At 53.0% G+C, this 17,264-nt stretch carries 15 protein-coding genes; 4 read left to right on the plus strand and 11 right to left on the minus strand.

Annotated features, from left to right (window positions below):
* Nucleotides 1-155: 155 nt before the first annotated feature.
* The 7 genes from B880_RS0120790 to folE form a co-directional block, all read right to left on the minus strand.
* Nucleotides 156-1,313, minus strand: coding sequence for an MFS transporter (locus B880_RS0120790; RefSeq protein WP_026042814.1), 1,158 nt, complete (start codon nt 1,311-1,313; stop codon nt 156-158).
* A gap of 296 nt (nt 1,314-1,609) precedes the next feature.
* Nucleotides 1,610-2,620 (minus strand): galactose/methyl galactoside ABC transporter permease MglC, encoded by a 1,011-nt coding sequence (gene mglC, locus B880_RS0120795; RefSeq protein WP_017349393.1) that lies wholly within the window; start codon nt 2,618-2,620, stop codon nt 1,610-1,612.
* A gap of 18 nt (nt 2,621-2,638) precedes the next feature.
* Nucleotides 2,639-4,159, minus strand: coding sequence for a galactose/methyl galactoside ABC transporter ATP-binding protein MglA (mglA, locus tag B880_RS0120800; RefSeq protein ID WP_017349394.1), 1,521 nt, complete (start codon nt 4,157-4,159; stop codon nt 2,639-2,641).
* A gap of 70 nt (nt 4,160-4,229) precedes the next feature.
* Complete coding sequence (mglB, locus tag B880_RS0120805; RefSeq protein WP_017349395.1) at nt 4,230-5,225, minus strand: galactose/glucose ABC transporter substrate-binding protein MglB; 996 nt, start codon at nt 5,223-5,225, stop codon at nt 4,230-4,232.
* A gap of 263 nt (nt 5,226-5,488) precedes the next feature.
* On the minus strand, nt 5,489-6,529 hold the full coding sequence (gene galS / locus B880_RS0120810; protein WP_017349396.1) for an HTH-type transcriptional regulator GalS: 1,041 nt from the start codon (nt 6,527-6,529) through the stop codon (nt 5,489-5,491).
* 155 nt (nt 6,530-6,684) lie between these two features.
* Nucleotides 6,685-7,827, minus strand: a complete 1,143-nt coding sequence (yeiB, locus tag B880_RS0120815) for a DUF418 domain-containing protein YeiB (RefSeq protein ID WP_017349397.1) — start codon at nt 7,825-7,827, stop codon at nt 6,685-6,687.
* Nucleotides 7,828-7,860: 33 nt separating this feature from the next.
* Nucleotides 7,861-8,526 carry a GTP cyclohydrolase I FolE gene (gene folE / locus B880_RS0120820; protein ID WP_017349398.1) on the minus strand — a complete coding sequence of 222 codons (666 nt, stop codon included), beginning with the start codon at nt 8,524-8,526 and terminating at the stop codon, nt 7,861-7,863.
* Between the two features lie 240 nt (nt 8,527-8,766).
* Between folE and ptrR the strand changes: the two genes are divergently transcribed.
* From ptrR to fghA, 3 genes are all read left to right on the plus strand, one after another.
* A complete protein-coding gene (gene ptrR / locus B880_RS0120825) occupies nt 8,767-9,675 on the plus strand; it encodes a putrescine utilization regulator PtrR (RefSeq protein ID WP_017349399.1) in 909 nt (302 codons plus the stop codon).
* A gap of 61 nt (nt 9,676-9,736) precedes the next feature.
* Nucleotides 9,737-10,861 (plus strand): S-(hydroxymethyl)glutathione dehydrogenase/class III alcohol dehydrogenase, encoded by a 1,125-nt coding sequence (locus B880_RS0120830; protein ID WP_017349400.1) that lies wholly within the window; start codon nt 9,737-9,739, stop codon nt 10,859-10,861.
* A gap of 10 nt (nt 10,862-10,871) precedes the next feature.
* On the plus strand, nt 10,872-11,711 hold the full coding sequence (gene fghA, locus B880_RS0120835) for an S-formylglutathione hydrolase (RefSeq protein ID WP_017349401.1): 840 nt from the start codon (nt 10,872-10,874) through the stop codon (nt 11,709-11,711).
* Between the two features lie 13 nt (nt 11,712-11,724).
* On the opposite strand, the gene B880_RS0120840 is transcribed toward fghA, so the two are convergent.
* From B880_RS0120840 to yieE, 4 genes are all read right to left on the minus strand, one after another.
* Complete coding sequence (locus tag B880_RS0120840) at nt 11,725-12,507, minus strand: ABC transporter ATP-binding protein (protein WP_017349402.1); 783 nt, start codon at nt 12,505-12,507, stop codon at nt 11,725-11,727.
* Complete coding sequence (locus B880_RS0120845; RefSeq protein WP_017349403.1) at nt 12,507-13,580, minus strand: FecCD family ABC transporter permease; 1,074 nt, start codon at nt 13,578-13,580, stop codon at nt 12,507-12,509. Before B880_RS0120845 ends, B880_RS0120840 begins: the two co-directional genes overlap by 1 nt.
* A gap of 126 nt (nt 13,581-13,706) precedes the next feature.
* Complete coding sequence (locus B880_RS0120850; protein WP_026042815.1) at nt 13,707-15,170, minus strand: amino acid permease; 1,464 nt, start codon at nt 15,168-15,170, stop codon at nt 13,707-13,709.
* Between the two features lie 117 nt (nt 15,171-15,287).
* Entirely contained in the window at nt 15,288-16,154 is an 867-nt protein-coding gene (gene yieE, locus B880_RS0120855) for a DNA-binding transcriptional regulator YeiE (RefSeq protein WP_017349405.1), read from the minus strand.
* A gap of 222 nt (nt 16,155-16,376) precedes the next feature.
* Between yieE and nfo the strand changes: the two genes are divergently transcribed.
* Nucleotides 16,377-17,219 (plus strand): deoxyribonuclease IV, encoded by an 843-nt coding sequence (gene nfo, locus B880_RS0120860; RefSeq protein ID WP_017349406.1) that lies wholly within the window; start codon nt 16,377-16,379, stop codon nt 17,217-17,219.
* Nucleotides 17,220-17,264: the final 45 nt, after the last annotated feature.

Genomic DNA, 17,264 nt, shown 5'->3' on the forward strand with positions numbered 1-17,264 from the left:
GCACTGCTGCTATTGGGAAGATGATGGGGGGTATGACAGCAAATGCCTCTGGCACATGGATGTGCCAGCGGATCGCAGGATGCGGGTTCCTTTGCAGGCATACCCCCCATTGTCTGACCTGCCACCAGAACCCACAGCAACTTTCCAGCAGAAAATCAGGCGTGAGCAACCGGTGTAGCGCTGCGATCGGCTTTGCGCAGCAGCATAAACAGATACACCAACGCCACGGTAGCAATGGTCACGAACAACAGACGATCGGAATAGCTCTGCATCAACACCGCCGTCATGCCTGGCCCCACCAGACTGCCGATGGTATAGCTCAGCAACAATGCCTGATTCATGGCAACTAACTCATGATGAGAAACCGTTTCACAAGCCCAGGACATCGCAACCGGATAAAGGGTAAAGCCCGCCAGACCCAACACAAACAGTGAAGGTCCCATCGCTGCGCCAGACAGCATCGCCAGAGCACCAAGAATAATCACAAACACCTGCACCCGCAGCACCAGCAGACGACCAAAACGGTCGGCCAGCTTGCCGATTGGCCACTGTCCTAGAATACCGGCACTGATTAACAGCGCCATCCAGTAGCCCACGCTGGCATCGCTCATTCCCTGATGGGACAGAAACAGCGGCATCAAGCCATACAGTGAACCCAAAACAATGCCGGAAATGATGCAACCATTAATGCCCAGGCGCGAACCGCGACGACGGAACATCGGCCAGATACGGGCGGCAGAACTCGGCTCAATCACCTCTTCCTGTGCAGAAGCGACGCGCGTAAACACCAGCGGCAAAATCGCACACAAAATCAGTACCGTGACCCACGGAATAACGTGGGACAAGGCCGTAGGTAACTTGCTCACTAACAACTGGGCCGCAACCGTTGCCAGGTAATAAACCATCATATAGGCCGCTAAAAGCTGACCACGATTCCGTACCGTACCGCTGCGTAATAACGCACTCTCAACCACGACCCAAATCAGCGCACAGCCAATGCCGGCAATAAAACGCAGCAGGCTCCACGACCAGAATCCAGCCAAAGGCAGTAGTAAACCGGTAGCCACGGCAATCACCACCGAAGCGAAATAATAACAACGGTTAAACCCGTAACTTTTAATTAACATTCCGGCGATAATCGTCCCCAGCAAATTGCCGGTAAAATAGGAAGAGCTCACCATTCCAATCTGCCAGGTTGCTGACTGATCGTGCGTCAGCCAAAGCGGAACCAGGGTGTTTAACACCGCAATGGAAACAGTCAACAGCATAAGGCCGCACAGCAGCAGCAGCACGGGGCGAGTCCAGGTAGACATAGGGATTAAAAATCCAAAGGAAAGAAGGATATTGCGCGCAGTTTGCCACTGCTTTAAATAAAGTCAACGAGCATAATTTTGCCCCAGCATTTTTTGCTGCTCATCCATTTAAAATTTTTATCTTCAGTAAGTTAGCGCCCGCTTTCCAATTGATTCCAGCGAAGCTATCCCTATGAAAAATGACACTTTTAACGCTTTATTTACCAATCAGTTCGATAACGTTTATTTCTGAGATAAAAACAAAAAAAACGGCCCACTCAGGGGCCGTTTCGAACCTGCTGCAAATAACCGGGCAATTACTTCTTGCGGGCGTACTTAAGTGAGTCCAGAGCGACCGCGAAAATAATAATGCCACCCTTAATAATGTACTGCCAGTATGGGTTCACACCAATATAGGTCAAACCATAGTTAATGACGGTGAAAATTAACACGCCGGTAACAACCCCAGCGACAGTCCCCACCCCACCGGCGAAGGAAACACCACCAACCACACAGGCTGCAATCGCATCCAGCTCATACATAAAGCCGAGGTTATTGGTTGCACTGCCGATACGGCCCGCTTCCAGCATCCCGCCAAAGGCATAAAACACCCCGGACAGCGCATACACCAGAATCAGGTTGAAAGGCACATTCACACCAGACACTTTTGCTGCTTCCGGGTTACCGCCGATGGCAAAAATGTTCTTACCAAAGCGGGTCTTGTTCCACAGAATCCAGACAAACGCGATAGCAATCACCGCATAGAAAGTAATGTAAGAGAGCTTAAAATCACCGAAGCGGAAAAAGCCCTGAGCAAATTTAGAGAAACCGGCATCAAATCCTGCAACTGGCGAAGCACCCACATAGTCAAAATAGAGTGAGTTAATGCCATACACGATAATCATGGTACCCAGCGTGGTGATAAACGGCGTCACCTTCAGATAGGCAATGATCACACCGTTCACCAGGCCAATCAGCGCACCAATCACACACACAATCAGCATCACCACCGGGATCGGCACGGTATCCAGATGCGGGAACACTTTATTGGCGTTATCCATTGCCTGTAGCAAGGTTGCTGCCACAACGGCTGCCAGGCCCACCTGACGTCCGGCAGACAGGTCCGTACCCTGGGTCACAATCAGACCCGCTACACCGAGGGCAATAATAATACGCACTGAAGACTGCGTCAGAATGTTACTCAGGTTCATCAAACTCAGGAACGTCGGATCCTGGAAAATAATGATTGCCAGCAACACCAGTAGGACGACGTAAATACCGCCCTCTTTTAACCAGGTTAGCGCATTCTTTTTTGTAGTCGCTTTCATGTTAACAGCCCTTGCTCATCAGAGATGTAATGACGCTAAACGCAATATTTCGTTCTGCGTGGTGGTTTTGGTATCAACAATGCCCGCAACCTGACCGTTACTCATCACCAGAATACGATCGGTAATGCCCAACAATTCCGGCATCTCGGACGAGATAATAATGATGCCTTTCTCTTTCTTCGCCAGCTCAGCGATAAGCTGGTAAATTTCGAATTTTGCCCCAACGTCAATACCACGCGTTGGCTCATCAAGCATCAAAATTTCGGGCTGCGTTAATAACCAACGCCCGATAATCACTTTCTGCTGGTTACCGCCAGAAAGAGAACCAATCTGTGTATGCTGACCTGGTGTTTTCACACGCATAGAATCGATTACCCATTGGGTATCGCTCTTCATGCGCTTGTTATCCAGCAACCCGATTGAATTTTTATATTTCTTGATATTGGAAATCAGCGAGTTAAAACCAATATCCAGGTAAGCATAAATACCCGTTGAACGACGTTCTTCAGTCACTAGCGCAAAACCATGATTGATAGCTTCATTCGCGCTGTGATTATTAATCGCTTTACCATGCAGCTTGATCGTACCGCCTGACTTTTCACGGATACCAAACAGCGTCTCAACGATATCGGTACGCTTCGCCCCGACCAGGCCCGCAATCCCCAGAATTTCTCCTTTGTGCAGATCAAAAGAGATATCCCGAATCGAAGGCTGACGCAGCGAAGTCAGATTGCGCACTTCCAGGATGGTTTCGCCCGGAACGTTGGACTTGTCCGGGAAGCGCTGATTCAATGAACGACCCACCATCATTGAGATGATCTTGTCCATATCCAGCCCTTCCAGCGGGCGGGTCGCAATCCACTGACCATCGCGTAGAATGGTGATTTCATCACACAGCTGGAAAATCTCTTCCATCTTGTGGGAGATATACACAATCCCGCAGCCACGATCTTTCAGCTTACGGATAATGGTAAACAGGTGATTAACTTCTTTTTCGGTTAATGACGACGTTGGCTCGTCCATAATGACGATTTTCGCGTCATACGAGAATGCCTTAGCAATTTCAATCATCTGCATCTGTGAGACAGAAAGATCGATCACTTTATCGCGCGGGTCGATATTAATATCCAGTTCATCGAAGATCGCTTTGGTATCACGATACATCTTATCCTGATCGACAAAAAAACCTTTGCGCGGATAGCGCCCCAGCCACATGTTGTCCATGACCGTGCGCTGTAACACCAGGTTCAGCTCCTGATGCACCATAGAAACGCCATTTTCCAGCGCTTCTTTCGAAGACTTATAATTAACTTCTTCACCCTGAAACAGGATGCTCCCCGTATCCTTGCTATAAATACCAAACAGGCATTTTAATAAAGTGGATTTACCGGCACCATTTTCACCCATTAAGGCGTGAACGGAGTGAGGCCGCACTTTTAAATTCACGTTATCTAAGGCTTTCACTCCTGGGAATGACTTACTGACATCAGTCATCTCCAGCAGATATTCACGCTGTGCGGTCGGATTATCACTGGCCATAATTTACCTGGCTAACAAAACGGTGATGATTCGGATTCAGGCGCGGAAGACTCCGCGCCTGTAAACCCACTTATTTCTGGAACTGGGCCAGATTATCTTTATCTACCGGTACATAAGGTACGCGGACAACTTTGTTTTCCATCTTGAAGCTGGTGCCCGCCGTCGGCTCTTTACCCTGCGCCAGATTGTTGGCGATATCGAGGGTGGCTTTTGCCTGGTTTTCAGCATCGTTCAACACGGTACCGGCCATTGCGCCTGATTTGATCAACGCCAGCGCTTCTGGCAGCGCATCCACGCCGAAGACCGGCACGTTGCTCATGTTGTGCGCTTTCAGCGCCTCTACCGCACCCATTGCCATCGCGTCGTTGTTGGCGATGATCACTTCAATTTTCTTGCCGTTCGGGCCAGACAACCAGGCATCGACTTTATCTTTAGCCTGTGCGGTATCCCACATTGCTGTGTCCATCGCCAGCTGCTGGGTTTTGATGCCGTCTTTGTTCAGGGTATCGATAACATACTTGGTACGGGCTTCCGCATCTGGGTGGCCTGGCTCGCCTTTCAGCAGCACGTACTGAATCTGGCCGTCTTTGTTCAGATCCCATGCTGGCGTAGCCTTCCAGTGTTTCTCAATCAGCTCGCCCTGTTTAATACCTGACTCTTTAGAATCGGTGCCAACGTAATAGGCTTTATCGTAACTGGCTAAGGCCTTCGCGCTCGGCTCTTTGTTGAAGAACACCACCGGCACATCGTTTGCGCGTGCTTTATCAATCACAGTGCCCGCAGCCGCTGGGTCAACCAGGTTGATCGCTAACGCCTTAACCCCTTTTGCCATCAGCACATCGATTTGGTCGTTCTGGGTAGACTGGCTGTTTTGTGAGTCATTCATCAACAGCTGTACGCCGCCCAGGGTCTTCGCTTCTTTCTCGATATCCTTACGCACCATCGACATGAAGTTGTCATCGTATTTATAGATGGTGACGCCAATACGTGTATCAGCAGCATGTGCCACAGAGCCCATCATCATGCCGGCAACCAGTGCTGTGAGGGTGAAAACCTTCTTATTCATAATAACTCCGGTTCTTGTGCAGGGTCGTTTGGTTCTGGCACCCGACAGGGTGCGCAGAAACAGCGGTTAAATATTTCATTAAAACCTTCACTGTCCGTGTAACGCTGCATCCTGATATATGTCGTGAACTTTTTCTGCCGACCGGAGAAACTGCCCCAGCGGCCTGGTGTGGCGTTACATAATGTTTCATTCAGTAATGACGCCGCCATCATAGTTGAGCGCAGGGCCAGTTAACTGTGAATACAATCACAGATTGAAAACGGTTACATGGTGCTGTTTGTGGAAATAGTGACGGATGCCACATTTTGTAACGGCGCAACGGAGTGGCGGCGCACCAGCGTGGGCATAAAACAGTGCTGATCGTTGTCATCCAACTCACCTGCCGCCCCTTTCAATGCCAGCTCAGTGGCCAGTTTCGCCATAGAAACAATTGGATAGCGCACTGTTGTGAGCTGAGGATCGGTATAGCGTGACATTGGAATATCATCAAAACCAATGACGGAAACCTGCTGAGGCACCTGAATGCCGTTGTCTTTCAGGGCGGTTAGCGCCCCCGCAGCCATGCCATCATTGTAGGCAAACACGGCCGTTAGCTGTTGATTACGCCCAAGCAGTTCCACCATAGCCGCTTCTCCGCCTTGCATATCGGGCTCCGCGCTGGCTATCCAGCTCTCCGGCGGATGAATGCCTTGAGCTGCAAGGGCCTGGAGCCAGCCACTGCGCCGCTGCTCGGCATCTTCAATATGATGACTGGAACAGAGATAACCAATTCGTCTATGCCCTTGTTGTAACAACATATTTGAGGCAGTGACGGCACCCGCTACGTTATCCAGACACACACAGCGATGGGCAAAACCCGGCACGATACGGTTAATCAGCACCATACCCGGCACCTGACGCATAAAGTTTGCCAGCTCTGCGTCTGAAAGCGTTTTCGCGTGCACCACCAGCGCATTGCAGCGTTGACGGATCAATACCTCGATCGCATGGCGCTCTTTCTCTTCCTGATGCCAGGAGTTGCTAATCAGCACATGCTTTTGCACACGCTGTGCCACGGTATCGACCGCTTTTACCAGCGCGCCAAAGAAGGGATCGGACACATCCATTACCACGACACCAATGGTATCGCTGATTTGGGTTGCCAGTGCCTGGGCATTGGCATTCGGGCGATATCCCAAAGACTCAACGGCTTGCAGCACCGATTCACGGGTTTCTGGCGTCACTGCGCTACTGTTGTTAAGTGCTCGGGACACCGTGGCCACTGAGACGCCAGCCACACGGGCAACATCACGGATTGTTATCATGCAGCTATTCCACAGAGGAAAAAAACGGCTTACGCCGATGAAAGTTTTCGGCGCTATTGTGTCAGCCTGGCAGCAGTAACAGCGTGAATTGCGTCACATCAATGAAAGCGGTTACATCAAACCTGCTCGGTTTGTGACGGCGGTCATCATCTGGATTAAGAAAAGTGTTGTGCGATGCGGTCAGTCAGGCGACGCCACAGCCACTCCATCGGCCCCTGGCGGAAATAGCGCAGCCAGAGCAGTGAGAACGTGAGGTTAATCAGCCATACCAGTGGCACAAACATCAGCAGCTGTGCGCGGCCATAGTGCATGAACTGACCAAAATGATAGAAGAAGGTGGTGCAAATCAACGTTTGCAGCAGATAATTACTCAGCGCCATACGTCCAACGCATTGCAACGCATAACAGAGACGCCAGCGGGAAATGTGTGGCCAAAAAGCGAAACATAATGCCGCATAGCCGAGGCTGATAAACGGGCTGGCTAAATCCCGTGGCAGCTGCAAATAGAAGCCGGTCCAGCGGAATGCCCACTGCACCTGCCACTGTAATACAATGCCCGGCAACGCCAGCAGCGCGCCGATACTGAGCATAATCGCGGCACAGCGCCGATAGTGCGCCAGCGGAAACTCGCCTTTCAGCCAGCCACTGCGTAGCAGGGCCGCCCCCATCAGCATCAGCCCCGCCAACTGCCAGCCATATTGTGACAGCAGCGCCATCAGGCCGTTTGAGAGGTGATCAAGCCGGTTAGTAAAGGCTTCCAGTCCGCCCGCCAGCTTCCAGTAACGCTCATACTCCAGCGTGGCTGGGCCAGGCAACCAGCTTTCGCCAGGGTTTGGACTGGAAATGGCACCAAACACCAGCAGCACACCGCAGCCCATTAAATACAGCAGTACCCCGGTTTTAAATAACGCGCCATTGTCAGGCACATTGCGCAGCATCCGCCAGATAAGCAGGCCAATCAGGCCATAATCCAACAGAATATCGCCTTCCCAGAATAGCAGCCCGTGGATCAAGCCAAACAGCATCAGCAGCACAAGGCGTGCGGTGATCCAGCTGGTGCCGCGCGGCTGTAACAGCGACAGCCCTGCCCCAAACAACAAGGCGAACAGCGTGAGGAATTTTAGCTGTGCCAGGCCGTCCATCAGCGCCCAGCTCCAGGCATCGACCAGGCTGATGCTGCCCGCCCAGGCGGGATTGAGATACGCCGCCGAAGGCAGGCCGAAACCGACGATATTGAGAAGCAGAATGCCAAGAATTGCCAGGCCGCGAATAAAATCGATCGCTTGATAACGCTGCATAGGACGTCCTGTTATGCCAGCCTGGCAAGGCTGTTAGCTGTGGCGCACCGCGCGTAAAAATTCCTGACGGGTGTTTTGGCTAGATTTGAACAAGCCACCGAGCGAGGTGGTGGTGGTGGCGCTGGTAGCATCTTTTACGCCACGCGCTTTCACACAGTAGTGTACCGCATCCATTGAAACGGCCACGTTGTTGGTACCGAGCAGAGTCTGTAAGGCAATCAGGACCTGCTGCGTCAGACGCTCCTGAACCTGCGGACGCTGCGCAAAGAATTGCACAATACGGTTAATTTTTGACAAGCCGATCACTTTATCTTTCGGAATGTAAGCTACGGTTGCTTTACCGTCGATAGTGACAAAGTGATGCTCACAGGTACTGGTGAAGGTGATATCACGCACCGTGACCATCTCATCAACCTTCATTTTGTTTTCAATCAGGGTGATTTTCGGGAAGTTGGCGTAATCGAGACCAGAAAAAATCTCATCCACATACATCTTAGCGATGCGGTGTGGCGTCTCCATCAGGCTGTCATCTTCCAGATCAAGATTGAGTAACTGCATGACTTCGGTCAAATGACCAGCGATCAGGCGCTTACGGGTTTCATCATCGATATCACGTGCAGGTGCGCGTAGCGGGGTCTCAAGACCGCGTGCCAACAGCGTTTCATGCACGAGGGAAGCGGCCTGACTTAAGGTACTCATTGTTTCTTTCTCCGGCTGGGTAGTGCATCCGCCGGATCTTGCCAGCGGGCAATATTTCTGAGGCCGTATTGTGAAGCACTCCGCGCGGGTAATCCAGCAATCAATCTGATTGGGGATGAAAGCTTTTCATTATCGTCACGCTTTATGCCCAGCTTTGCAGCACTTGCCATGATAAAGCATAATGGCTAAACTCACGATTAGTGAACAAACCAACCATAGTTGCTTACAAAAAGAGAATGTATGGATTTAGTCCAGTTACGTATGTTCTGTGCAGTGGCGGAAAGTGGCTCGCTGGCGCGTGCGGCGGAGCAACTGCACCGGGTTCCGTCGAACCTGACGACGCGCCTACGCCAGCTAGAAGAGGAGTTGGGGGTTGACCTGTTTATCCGGGAAAAACAGCGTCTGCGCCTGTCACCCATGGGTCACAACTTTCTCTGCTATGCCCAGCGTATTCTGGCACTGAGTGATGAAGCGCTAAGCATCAGCCGCGCTGGCGAACCCGCGGGAAACTTTGCGCTGGGGTCGATGGAAAGTACTGCGGCCACGCGCCTGCCACGCCTGCTAGCGGCTTATCACCAGCGCTATCCGCAGGTGTCACTCTCGTTGATCACCAATACATCCGGTGAAATTATCGACAAAGTGCGTGAAGGCACACTGGCTGCCGCGCTGGTGGATGGCCCGGCCCCCTATGACGATTTAAACGGCTGCATCGCTTTTCGCGAACAGCTGGTGCTGATCAGCAGCCTTGAACATGTCCCTATTGAGAGCGCGGTGGATGTGCAACATGACACGCTGTTTGCTTTTCGTAACAGCTGCTCCTACCGCACCAAAACCGAGGCCTGGTACCGCGATAGCAATATTGCGCCCCATAGCGTGATGGAAATTCAGTCCTATCACGCCATGTTGGCCTGCGTAGCGGGTGGCGCTGGCGTCGCGGTGATCCCCGCTTCCGTACTGGGGCAGATGGGAGAGCGCGCCCGTGTCCAGAGCCACACCCTGCCCGATGCCTACCAGAATACCGCCACCTGGTTATTGTGGCGACGTGATGCCTTTACCCCCAACGTAGAGGCGCTGAAATACCTGATTATTGAGATGTTTGATGACCGGCCGCAGAACGATGAGCTGCGCTTTCCGGTCTCTTCAACCTGAACCACACGATTATTCACGACCATCTAGGCGCGATGCGCTGATTACTGACAAGAGGGATTGTATGAACATGATCAAAACCCGTGCTGCCGTTGCCTGGGCCGCTGGTGAGCCACTGAAAATTGAAGAAGTTGATTTGATGCCACCGCAAAAAGGTGAAGTGCTGGTGCGCATCGTGGCGACAGGCGTATGCCATACCGATGCTTATACCTTGTCCGGTAGCGATCCTGAGGGTGTGTTCCCGGCGATTCTGGGCCATGAAGGCGGCGGGATTGTTGAAGCAGTGGGCGAAGGCGTGACAAGCGTGGAAGTTGGCGATCACGTCATTCCACTGTACACCCCAGAGTGCGGCAAATGTAAATTCTGTCTGTCAGGTAAAACCAACCTGTGTCAGGCCATCCGCACCACCCAGGGCAAAGGCCTGATGCCCGATGGCACCACCCGCTTCTTCAAAGACGGTAAGCCTATCTTCCACTATATGGGGACCTCTACCTTCTCTGAATACACGGTTGTGCCGGAAATTTCACTGGCAAAAATCAGTAAAGAAGCCCCGCTGGAAGAAGTGTGCCTGTTAGGGTGTGGCGTCACCACCGGTATGGGTGCTGTAATGAACACCGCAAAAGTTAAAGAAGGGGATACTGTCGCCATCTTTGGTCTGGGTGGTATTGGCCTGTCGGCGATTATCGGTGCAAAAATGGCGAAAGCGGGCCGCATCATCGGTATCGATATTAACACCAGTAAATTTGAACTGGCCCGCAAACTGGGTGCCACCGACCTGATCAACCCGAAAGACTATGAAAAACCGATCCAGGACGTGATTGTTGAACTGACCGACGGCGGCGTGGACTACTCGTTTGAGTGCATCGGCAACGTTAACGTGATGCGTTCAGCGCTGGAGTGCTGCCACAAAGGTTGGGGCGAATCTGTGATTATCGGGGTTGCTGGTGCAGGTCAGGAGATCTCAACCCGTCCATTCCAGTTGGTGACTGGCCGCGTATGGCGTGGTTCTGCATTCGGCGGTGTGAAAGGCCGTAGCCAGCTGCCGGGTATTGTGCAGGATTACCTCGACGGTAAATTCGCGCTGAACGACTTCATCACCCACAATCTGCCACTGGAAGAGATCAACGATGCATTTGATTTAATGCACGAAGGCAAATCTATCCGTACCGTGATTCACTTCGACAAGTAACGGAGGCCGTATGACATCCAGACTGGAACTGCTGGAGGAGCATCGCAGCTTTGGCGGCTGGCAACAACGCTGGCGGCATCAATCGACAGTCCTGAACTGTCCGATGACCTTCAGCATCTTTTTGCCAACGCAGGGTGATACTGCGCCCCCTGTGGTGTGGTTCCTCGCCGGGTTAACCTGCACCGATGAGAACTTTACCACTAAAGCCGGCGCACAACGCGTGGCTGACGAACTGGGTCTGGTGCTGGTGATGCCAGATACCAGCCCACGCGGTGATGATGTCGCGAACGATGCAGGCTACGACCTCGGTCAGGGGGCGGGTTTCTACCTTAACGCGACCCAGGCTCCGTGGTCAGCACACTATCGGATGTTCGACTACCTCGCTCATGAACTGCCTGCATTGATTGCCAGCGAGTTTAAAGTCAGCGATCGTCAGTCGGTTATGGGCCACTCCATGGGCGGTCACGGTGCTTTGGTTCTGGCGCTGCGTCAGGCTGGCCGCTTTGCGTCCGCTTCGGCATTCGCACCAATTGTGAACCCCTGCAACGTCCCCTGGGGCCAGAAAGCTTTTAACGCTTATCTGGGTGCAGATAAGACCCAGTGGCGCGAGTGGGATAGCTGCGAACTGCTGCGTGACGCCGGACATCAGTTGCCGATCCTGATCGATCAGGGCGACAGCGATCAGTTCCTTGCCGATCAGCTTCAGCCGGAGCAGCTGGATCGCGTCGCGCAGGAGATCGGTTTCCCGCTCACCCTGCGCATTCAGCCTGGCTACGATCACAGCTACTACTTCATCGCCAGCTTTGTGGAAGATCACCTGCGCTTCCACGCCCGCCATCTGCTGGTGTAGTCTTTCAGCGCCCCTACAGCAGGGGCGCTGCAACCAGCCCATCAATCATCACCTGCGCCATCCCCTGGGAACAGCACTCAATACGCCCCTGAACGCCATACACTTCTGCCAGAGTCTGCGGAGTGATCACGTCCACCGGTGCGCCATCGGCGACTTTTTTCCCCTCTTTCAGCATCAAGGCATGGTCGGCATGGCGCAAGGCGATATTAATATCATGCACCACCACCACCGTAACGATGTTGCGTAACGCCGTTTCCCGCCGTACCAGATCCATCACGTGGAACTGATAGTTAAGATCCAACGCACTCAGAGGCTCATCGAGCAGTAACAGCTCAGGGCGGCGGATCAGCGACTGGGCCAGGCCCACTAACTGCTTCTGACCGCCCGAAAGTTGATCAAGATAGTGCATCGCCAGGTGAGCAATCCCTAACTGGCGCAACAGGTGCATCACATCTTCTTCCGAGGTGGTTTCACCGCCAGAAGCCCGCTGCGCGACAATCACCGATTCCAGCACATGCAGGTGAACCCCCGCAGGCAGTGTCTGCGGCAAATAGACCACCCGCTGGGCCCGACGCGTGAACGGCTGTGACATCAACTCATCACCGTTTAGCCACAGCTCGCCACTGCCCTTGCCTAGCCCGGCCATTGCGCGCAATAACGTCGATTTCCCACAGCCGTTTGGCCCTAACAGCACGGTGATTTTACCGCGAGGCAGTACCGGCACATCCAGCTGATCAATCACCTGACGACGCGGATATCCGGCCGAAAACTGCTGTAAACGTAATCCCTCGCCCATTACACATTCCCCCGGTGACGCAAGATAATCGACAGGAAGAAAGGCACGCCGACCAATGAAGTGACGATCCCCACCGGAATAATGACGCCCGGAATCAGGTTCTTAGAGGCAACGGAAGCCAGTGACAGTACCAGCCCGCCTATCAATGCGCTGGCTGGCAGATAAAAGCGGTGATCTTCGCCAAACAACATGCGCGCGATATGCGGTGCCACCAGACCAATAAAGCCGATAGGCCCCACAAACGCCACGGCCAGCGCCGAAAGAATACTGATACGCAACAGCGTGGTGAGACGCAGACGACGAACATCAATACCAAAACTAATGGCACGATCTTCCCCTAAGCGCAGCGCCGTAAGTTTCCAACTGCTGCGCAGCGAAAGCGGTAACAGGACAATAAATACACCGAACAGAATCCCCAGTTTGTCCCAGGAAGCACGGGACAGGCTGCCCATGGTCCAGAACACCAGCCCCTGAAGCGTATCTTCACTGGCGATGAACTGCATCATCGACACCAGCGCGTTAAAGGTAAACACCAACGCGATACCAAACAGCACCACCCCGGAACTGGCGACGCGCGTCCAGCGCGTAATACCATCCAGTAACAGCGCGGCGAGCAGCGCGAAAATAAACGCATTAGCGGAGATAAACCACGAATCCGGGATCCCCGGAATACCGATGCCTAACACGATCGCCAGGGCCGCGCCAAACGCCGCCGCAGAAGAGACGCCCAGGGTAAATGGGCTGGCAAGTGGGTTATTCAGAATGGTTTGCATCTCTGCACCTGCAAGACCAAGCGCAAACCCCACCACCACCGCCATTAACGCGTAAGGCAAACGGATATCCCAGACGATTACTCGCGTACCCGCATCCGCAACCGCCGGATGGACCAGCGCCTGCCACAAAGTAGAAAGGGATAGCCCGGCTGGGCCCAGCGTAAAATCAAGCAATAGAGAGGCGAGGATAAACAGCGCCAACACGCCAATAATCAGCAGGCGTTTGCGCAGCACCTGGTGGTAGCGGCCCAGCGCATCCTGTTGACGGGGAAGCGCTGAGGTGGAATCGGTAAGGCTCATGATCGGTCCTGTTATCACGAAATATGGCCAATAGAGGCAACGTGTAAAAAGAATGATAACAATTATCAGTTAAACCGGAAGGATACGATGTGCTGACGCAGTAAAAAACTGCGCCAGCCAAAGACGTTACTGCTTGTTATCAAACGTCATTTCACTGTATTTGACCATACGGGTGCCGCGCGTCAGCTTGTAGCCCAGCCAAATGATCAGGAACAGCGGAATACCAATGTAGGTTGCGGCAACACCATACCAATCAATACGATCGGCGAGGAACGCCTGGTAGTTCTGGCCCAGAGTGATGATCAGGCACAGTACAAAGGCGAAAATCGGCCCCAGCGGGAAGAAACCCGAACGGTATGGCAGCGCGGCCAGGTCATTCCCCTGTGCCACATAACCACGACGGAAACGGTAATGGCTAATGGCAATGCCCAACCAGGCAATAAAGCCGGTCATCCCTGAGGTGTTCAACAGCCACAGGTACACTTCCTGGTTGCCAAATTTAGAGGTCAGGAAGCAGAGCCCTGCCACCACGGTGGTTGCATACAGCGCATTGCGCGGCACGCCGCCTTTAGACAGTTTGGCGAAAATTTTCGGCGCTTTGCCATCACAAGCCAGGGTGTACAGCATACGCGTTGACGCGTACATGCCGGAGTTCCCTGCTGAGAGCACGGCAGTCAGGATCACCGCATTCATCACCGCCGCCGCAGAGAGCAGGCCCGCATGCTCGAAGACCAGCGTAAACGGACTGACGCCGATATCGGTTACATCGTTGCGCAGCAGTTTAGGATCGGTGTATGGCAGAATCAGGCTGATGACCAGAATCGCAAACACGTAGAACAGCAGAATACGCCAGAACACCTGACGCACGGCGCGGGGAATATTCTTCGCCGGATCTTCTGATTCGCCCGCAGCAATACCGATAAGCTCAGTGCCCTGGAAAGAGAACCCGACAATCATTGCTACGCCAATCATCGCCGCAAAGCCACCGGCAAACGGCGCATCGCCAACCTGCCAGTTATGCCAGCCTGCCGTTTCGCCGCCGCGCATAATGCCAGCAATCATCAGCACGCCCACCACGATAAAGATCACGACGGTAACGACTTTGATTAATGAGAACCAGTATTCGGCCTCACCAAATCCCTTCACCGAAATGTAATTAAGCAGGAACATCAGACCGAGGAACAGTGCGCTCCAGATCCAGCCAGGGGTATCCGGGAACCAGTAATTCATGACCAGTTGCGAGGCGACAAGGTCGACGGCAATGGTCACCGCCCAGTTGTACCAATAGTTCCACCCCAGGGCAAAACCAAAGCCCTCTTCAACATAGCGGGAACCGTAAGTCGCGAAAGAACCGGAAACCGGCATGAAAGCGGCAAGTTCGCCGAGGCTGGTCATCAGGAAGTAGACCATTAAGCCAATCAGCGCATAGGAGAGCAGAGCCCCACCGGGTCCTGCCTGAGAAATGGTGGCGCCAGATGCCACAAACAGCCCAGTACCGATTGAGCCGCCGATGGCAATCATCGTCAGATGACGTGCCTTGAGTTCGCGCCTAAGCGCAGGTTGTTGTGTTGTATTTGAGTCATTATGCATGTGGAAACGCTACGCGGGATAAAAATAAGGCGCGATTGTAACAGCTTGCACTGCGCTGTATAGCGGCAGTGCAGAGGTTATTAGTTTCGTTCATGATCGCAGGACGATCATTAGCGGTTACTCACTGCAATAAGAGAGGAAACGATTGATTGCCTTAGAAAGATGCTTCTGGCGATGGCGAATGCGATACAGCGTTCGCGTCAGCGGCGGCAGCGGAATATCCAGTGCGACCAGGGTTCCGGCTTCGAGTAAATCTTCAATCACCCGGCGCGACAGGCAGCTAATCCCCATGCCATGACGCACCGCATGCTTGATCGCCTCTGAATTGCCTAGCTCCATACCGAGTTGAAACGCTGGCAAGTGCTTGAGCAGCAGGAAATCGACGATTTCCCGCGTGCCCGATCCGCGTTCACGCAGGATCCACGGCGCTTCAGCCAGGCTCTCCAGAGTAATGGGAGAGTGCAAGATAGCCGCATTCGGTGCGGCGAAGACCACTAAATCGTCCTCCAGCCACGGCTCACTGATCAGCTCTGGCACATGGCATGGCCCTTCGATCAAGCCTAAGTCCACCCGGAAGTCGACCACCGCGTTAATCACGTCCTGACTGTTGCCCACACTGAGTTCCAGCGGCAGCGTCGGGAAATCCCGGCGATAACTGGCGATCATCCCCGGCAACATATAGTTGCCGATGGTACTGCTGGCGTAAATGCGGATGGCACCGTTGTCTTCTTTAAACAGCTGTTCGATTTCGCTGGTCTGCTCTAACAGCGCAATGGCGCGCGGATAAAGCAAACGGCCATGCTCGTTTAACACCAACCGCTTCCCTACCCGATCAAACAACTGCACCCCAAGCTGGTTTTCCAAATCCGCCAGTGCGGCGCTCACAGCAGACTGAGACAGCGACAACACCTGCGAGGCCTGGGTGGTTGATCCGCTTTTCAGGACTTCGGTAAAGACTTCTATCTGACGCAGCGTAATGTGCATGCGTACTCCTCACAATGCAAAGCGGCCGTAGGTACCGCAATCAAGCAATTATAGTGGTTGATTATCGATAAATAATCATTTTTAGTATTAATGACGCGTATTTTGCGGCTTTGAGCATACTATTACTGCGCCATACTGCCCAGGCTTGCGCAGTCGTTTCTTCGACGGGCATCAGGTATCATGCAGCGTTTGCACCAGTGCAACGCCTGACAGGAGATTGGCATGAAATATATTGGCGCGCACGTTAGCGCAGCAGGAGGCGTGGATCAGGCCGTTATTCGCGCACACGAACTTGAAGCCACGGCTTTTGCCCTGTTTACCAAGAACCAGCGCCAGTGGCGTGCAGCACCGCTATCGGAAAGTGTGATTAGCGCTTTTAAAGCCGCCTGCGAGAAATATAATTACGGCCCGCAGCAGATCCTTCCCCATGACAGCTACCTGATTAACCTCGGCCATCCCGTAGAAGAAGCACTGGAAAAATCCCGTGAAGCGTTTATTGATGAACTCAACCGGGCCAGTCAACTGGGGCTGACGCTGCTTAACTTCCACCCCGGTAGCCACCTCCAGCAAATTGATGAACTGGCATGCCTGAAACGAATTGCGGAATCCATCAATATTGCGCTGGATAAGACCGAAGGGGTGACGGCGGTGATTGAGAACACCGCAGGTCAGGGCAGCAACCTGGGTTTTCGCTTTGAGCAGTTAGCGACTATCATTGAACACGTTGAAGATAAAACCCGCGTCGGTGTCTGTATTGATACCTGCCATGCCTTTGCCGGCGGCTACGATCTGCGTACCGAAGAGGCTTGTGTGGCAACGTTCCGTGAATTTGAACAGACGGTGGGCTTTAACTACCTGCGTGGCATGCACCTGAATGATGCAAAAAGTGCTCTGGGTAGCCGCGTTGACCGCCACCACAGTCTGGGCGAAGGCAATATTGGCAAAACGGTGTTTAGCTGGCTAATGAAAGATGCGCGTTTTGATGGCATTCCAATGATTCTAGAGACCATTAATCCGGATATCTGGAAAGATGAGATTGCGTGGCTGAAGGCTGAGCAGAAATAATCGTCGTCAGTAACAAAAAAGGCCCATGCGATGCATGAGCCTTTT

It is taken from the genome of Pantoea sp. A4 (assembly GCF_000295955.2).
Taxonomy (GTDB): domain Bacteria; phylum Pseudomonadota; class Gammaproteobacteria; order Enterobacterales; family Enterobacteriaceae; genus Pantoea; species Pantoea multigeneris.

Excerpts from the sequence above, each read along its gene's own strand:
- B880_RS0120790 (WP_026042814.1), bottom strand. The coding sequence starts at position 1,313 with ATGTCTACCTGGACTCGCCCCGTGCTGCTGCTGCTGTGCGGCCTTATG.
- mglC (WP_017349393.1), bottom strand. The coding sequence starts at position 2,620 with ATGAAAGCGACTACAAAAAAGAATGCGCTAACCTGGTTAAAAGAGGGC.
- mglA (WP_017349394.1), bottom strand. The coding sequence starts at position 4,159 with ATGGCCAGTGATAATCCGACCGCACAGCGTGAATATCTGCTGGAGATG.
- mglB (WP_017349395.1), bottom strand. The coding sequence starts at position 5,225 with ATGAATAAGAAGGTTTTCACCCTCACAGCACTGGTTGCCGGCATGATG.
- galS (WP_017349396.1), bottom strand. The coding sequence starts at position 6,529 with ATGATAACAATCCGTGATGTTGCCCGTGTGGCTGGCGTCTCAGTGGCC.
- yeiB (WP_017349397.1), bottom strand. The coding sequence starts at position 7,827 with ATGCAGCGTTATCAAGCGATCGATTTTATTCGCGGCCTGGCAATTCTT.
- folE (WP_017349398.1), bottom strand. The coding sequence starts at position 8,526 with ATGAGTACCTTAAGTCAGGCCGCTTCCCTCGTGCATGAAACGCTGTTG.
- ptrR (WP_017349399.1), top strand. The coding sequence starts at position 8,767 with ATGGATTTAGTCCAGTTACGTATGTTCTGTGCAGTGGCGGAAAGTGGC.
- B880_RS0120830 (WP_017349400.1), top strand. The coding sequence starts at position 9,737 with ATGAACATGATCAAAACCCGTGCTGCCGTTGCCTGGGCCGCTGGTGAG.
- fghA (WP_017349401.1), top strand. The coding sequence starts at position 10,872 with ATGACATCCAGACTGGAACTGCTGGAGGAGCATCGCAGCTTTGGCGGC.
- B880_RS0120840 (WP_017349402.1), bottom strand. The coding sequence starts at position 12,507 with ATGGGCGAGGGATTACGTTTACAGCAGTTTTCGGCCGGATATCCGCGT.
- B880_RS0120845 (WP_017349403.1), bottom strand. The coding sequence starts at position 13,580 with ATGAGCCTTACCGATTCCACCTCAGCGCTTCCCCGTCAACAGGATGCG.
- B880_RS0120850 (WP_026042815.1), bottom strand. The coding sequence starts at position 15,170 with ATGCATAATGACTCAAATACAACACAACAACCTGCGCTTAGGCGCGAA.
- yieE (WP_017349405.1), bottom strand. The coding sequence starts at position 16,154 with ATGCACATTACGCTGCGTCAGATAGAAGTCTTTACCGAAGTCCTGAAA.
- nfo (WP_017349406.1), top strand. The coding sequence starts at position 16,377 with ATGAAATATATTGGCGCGCACGTTAGCGCAGCAGGAGGCGTGGATCAG.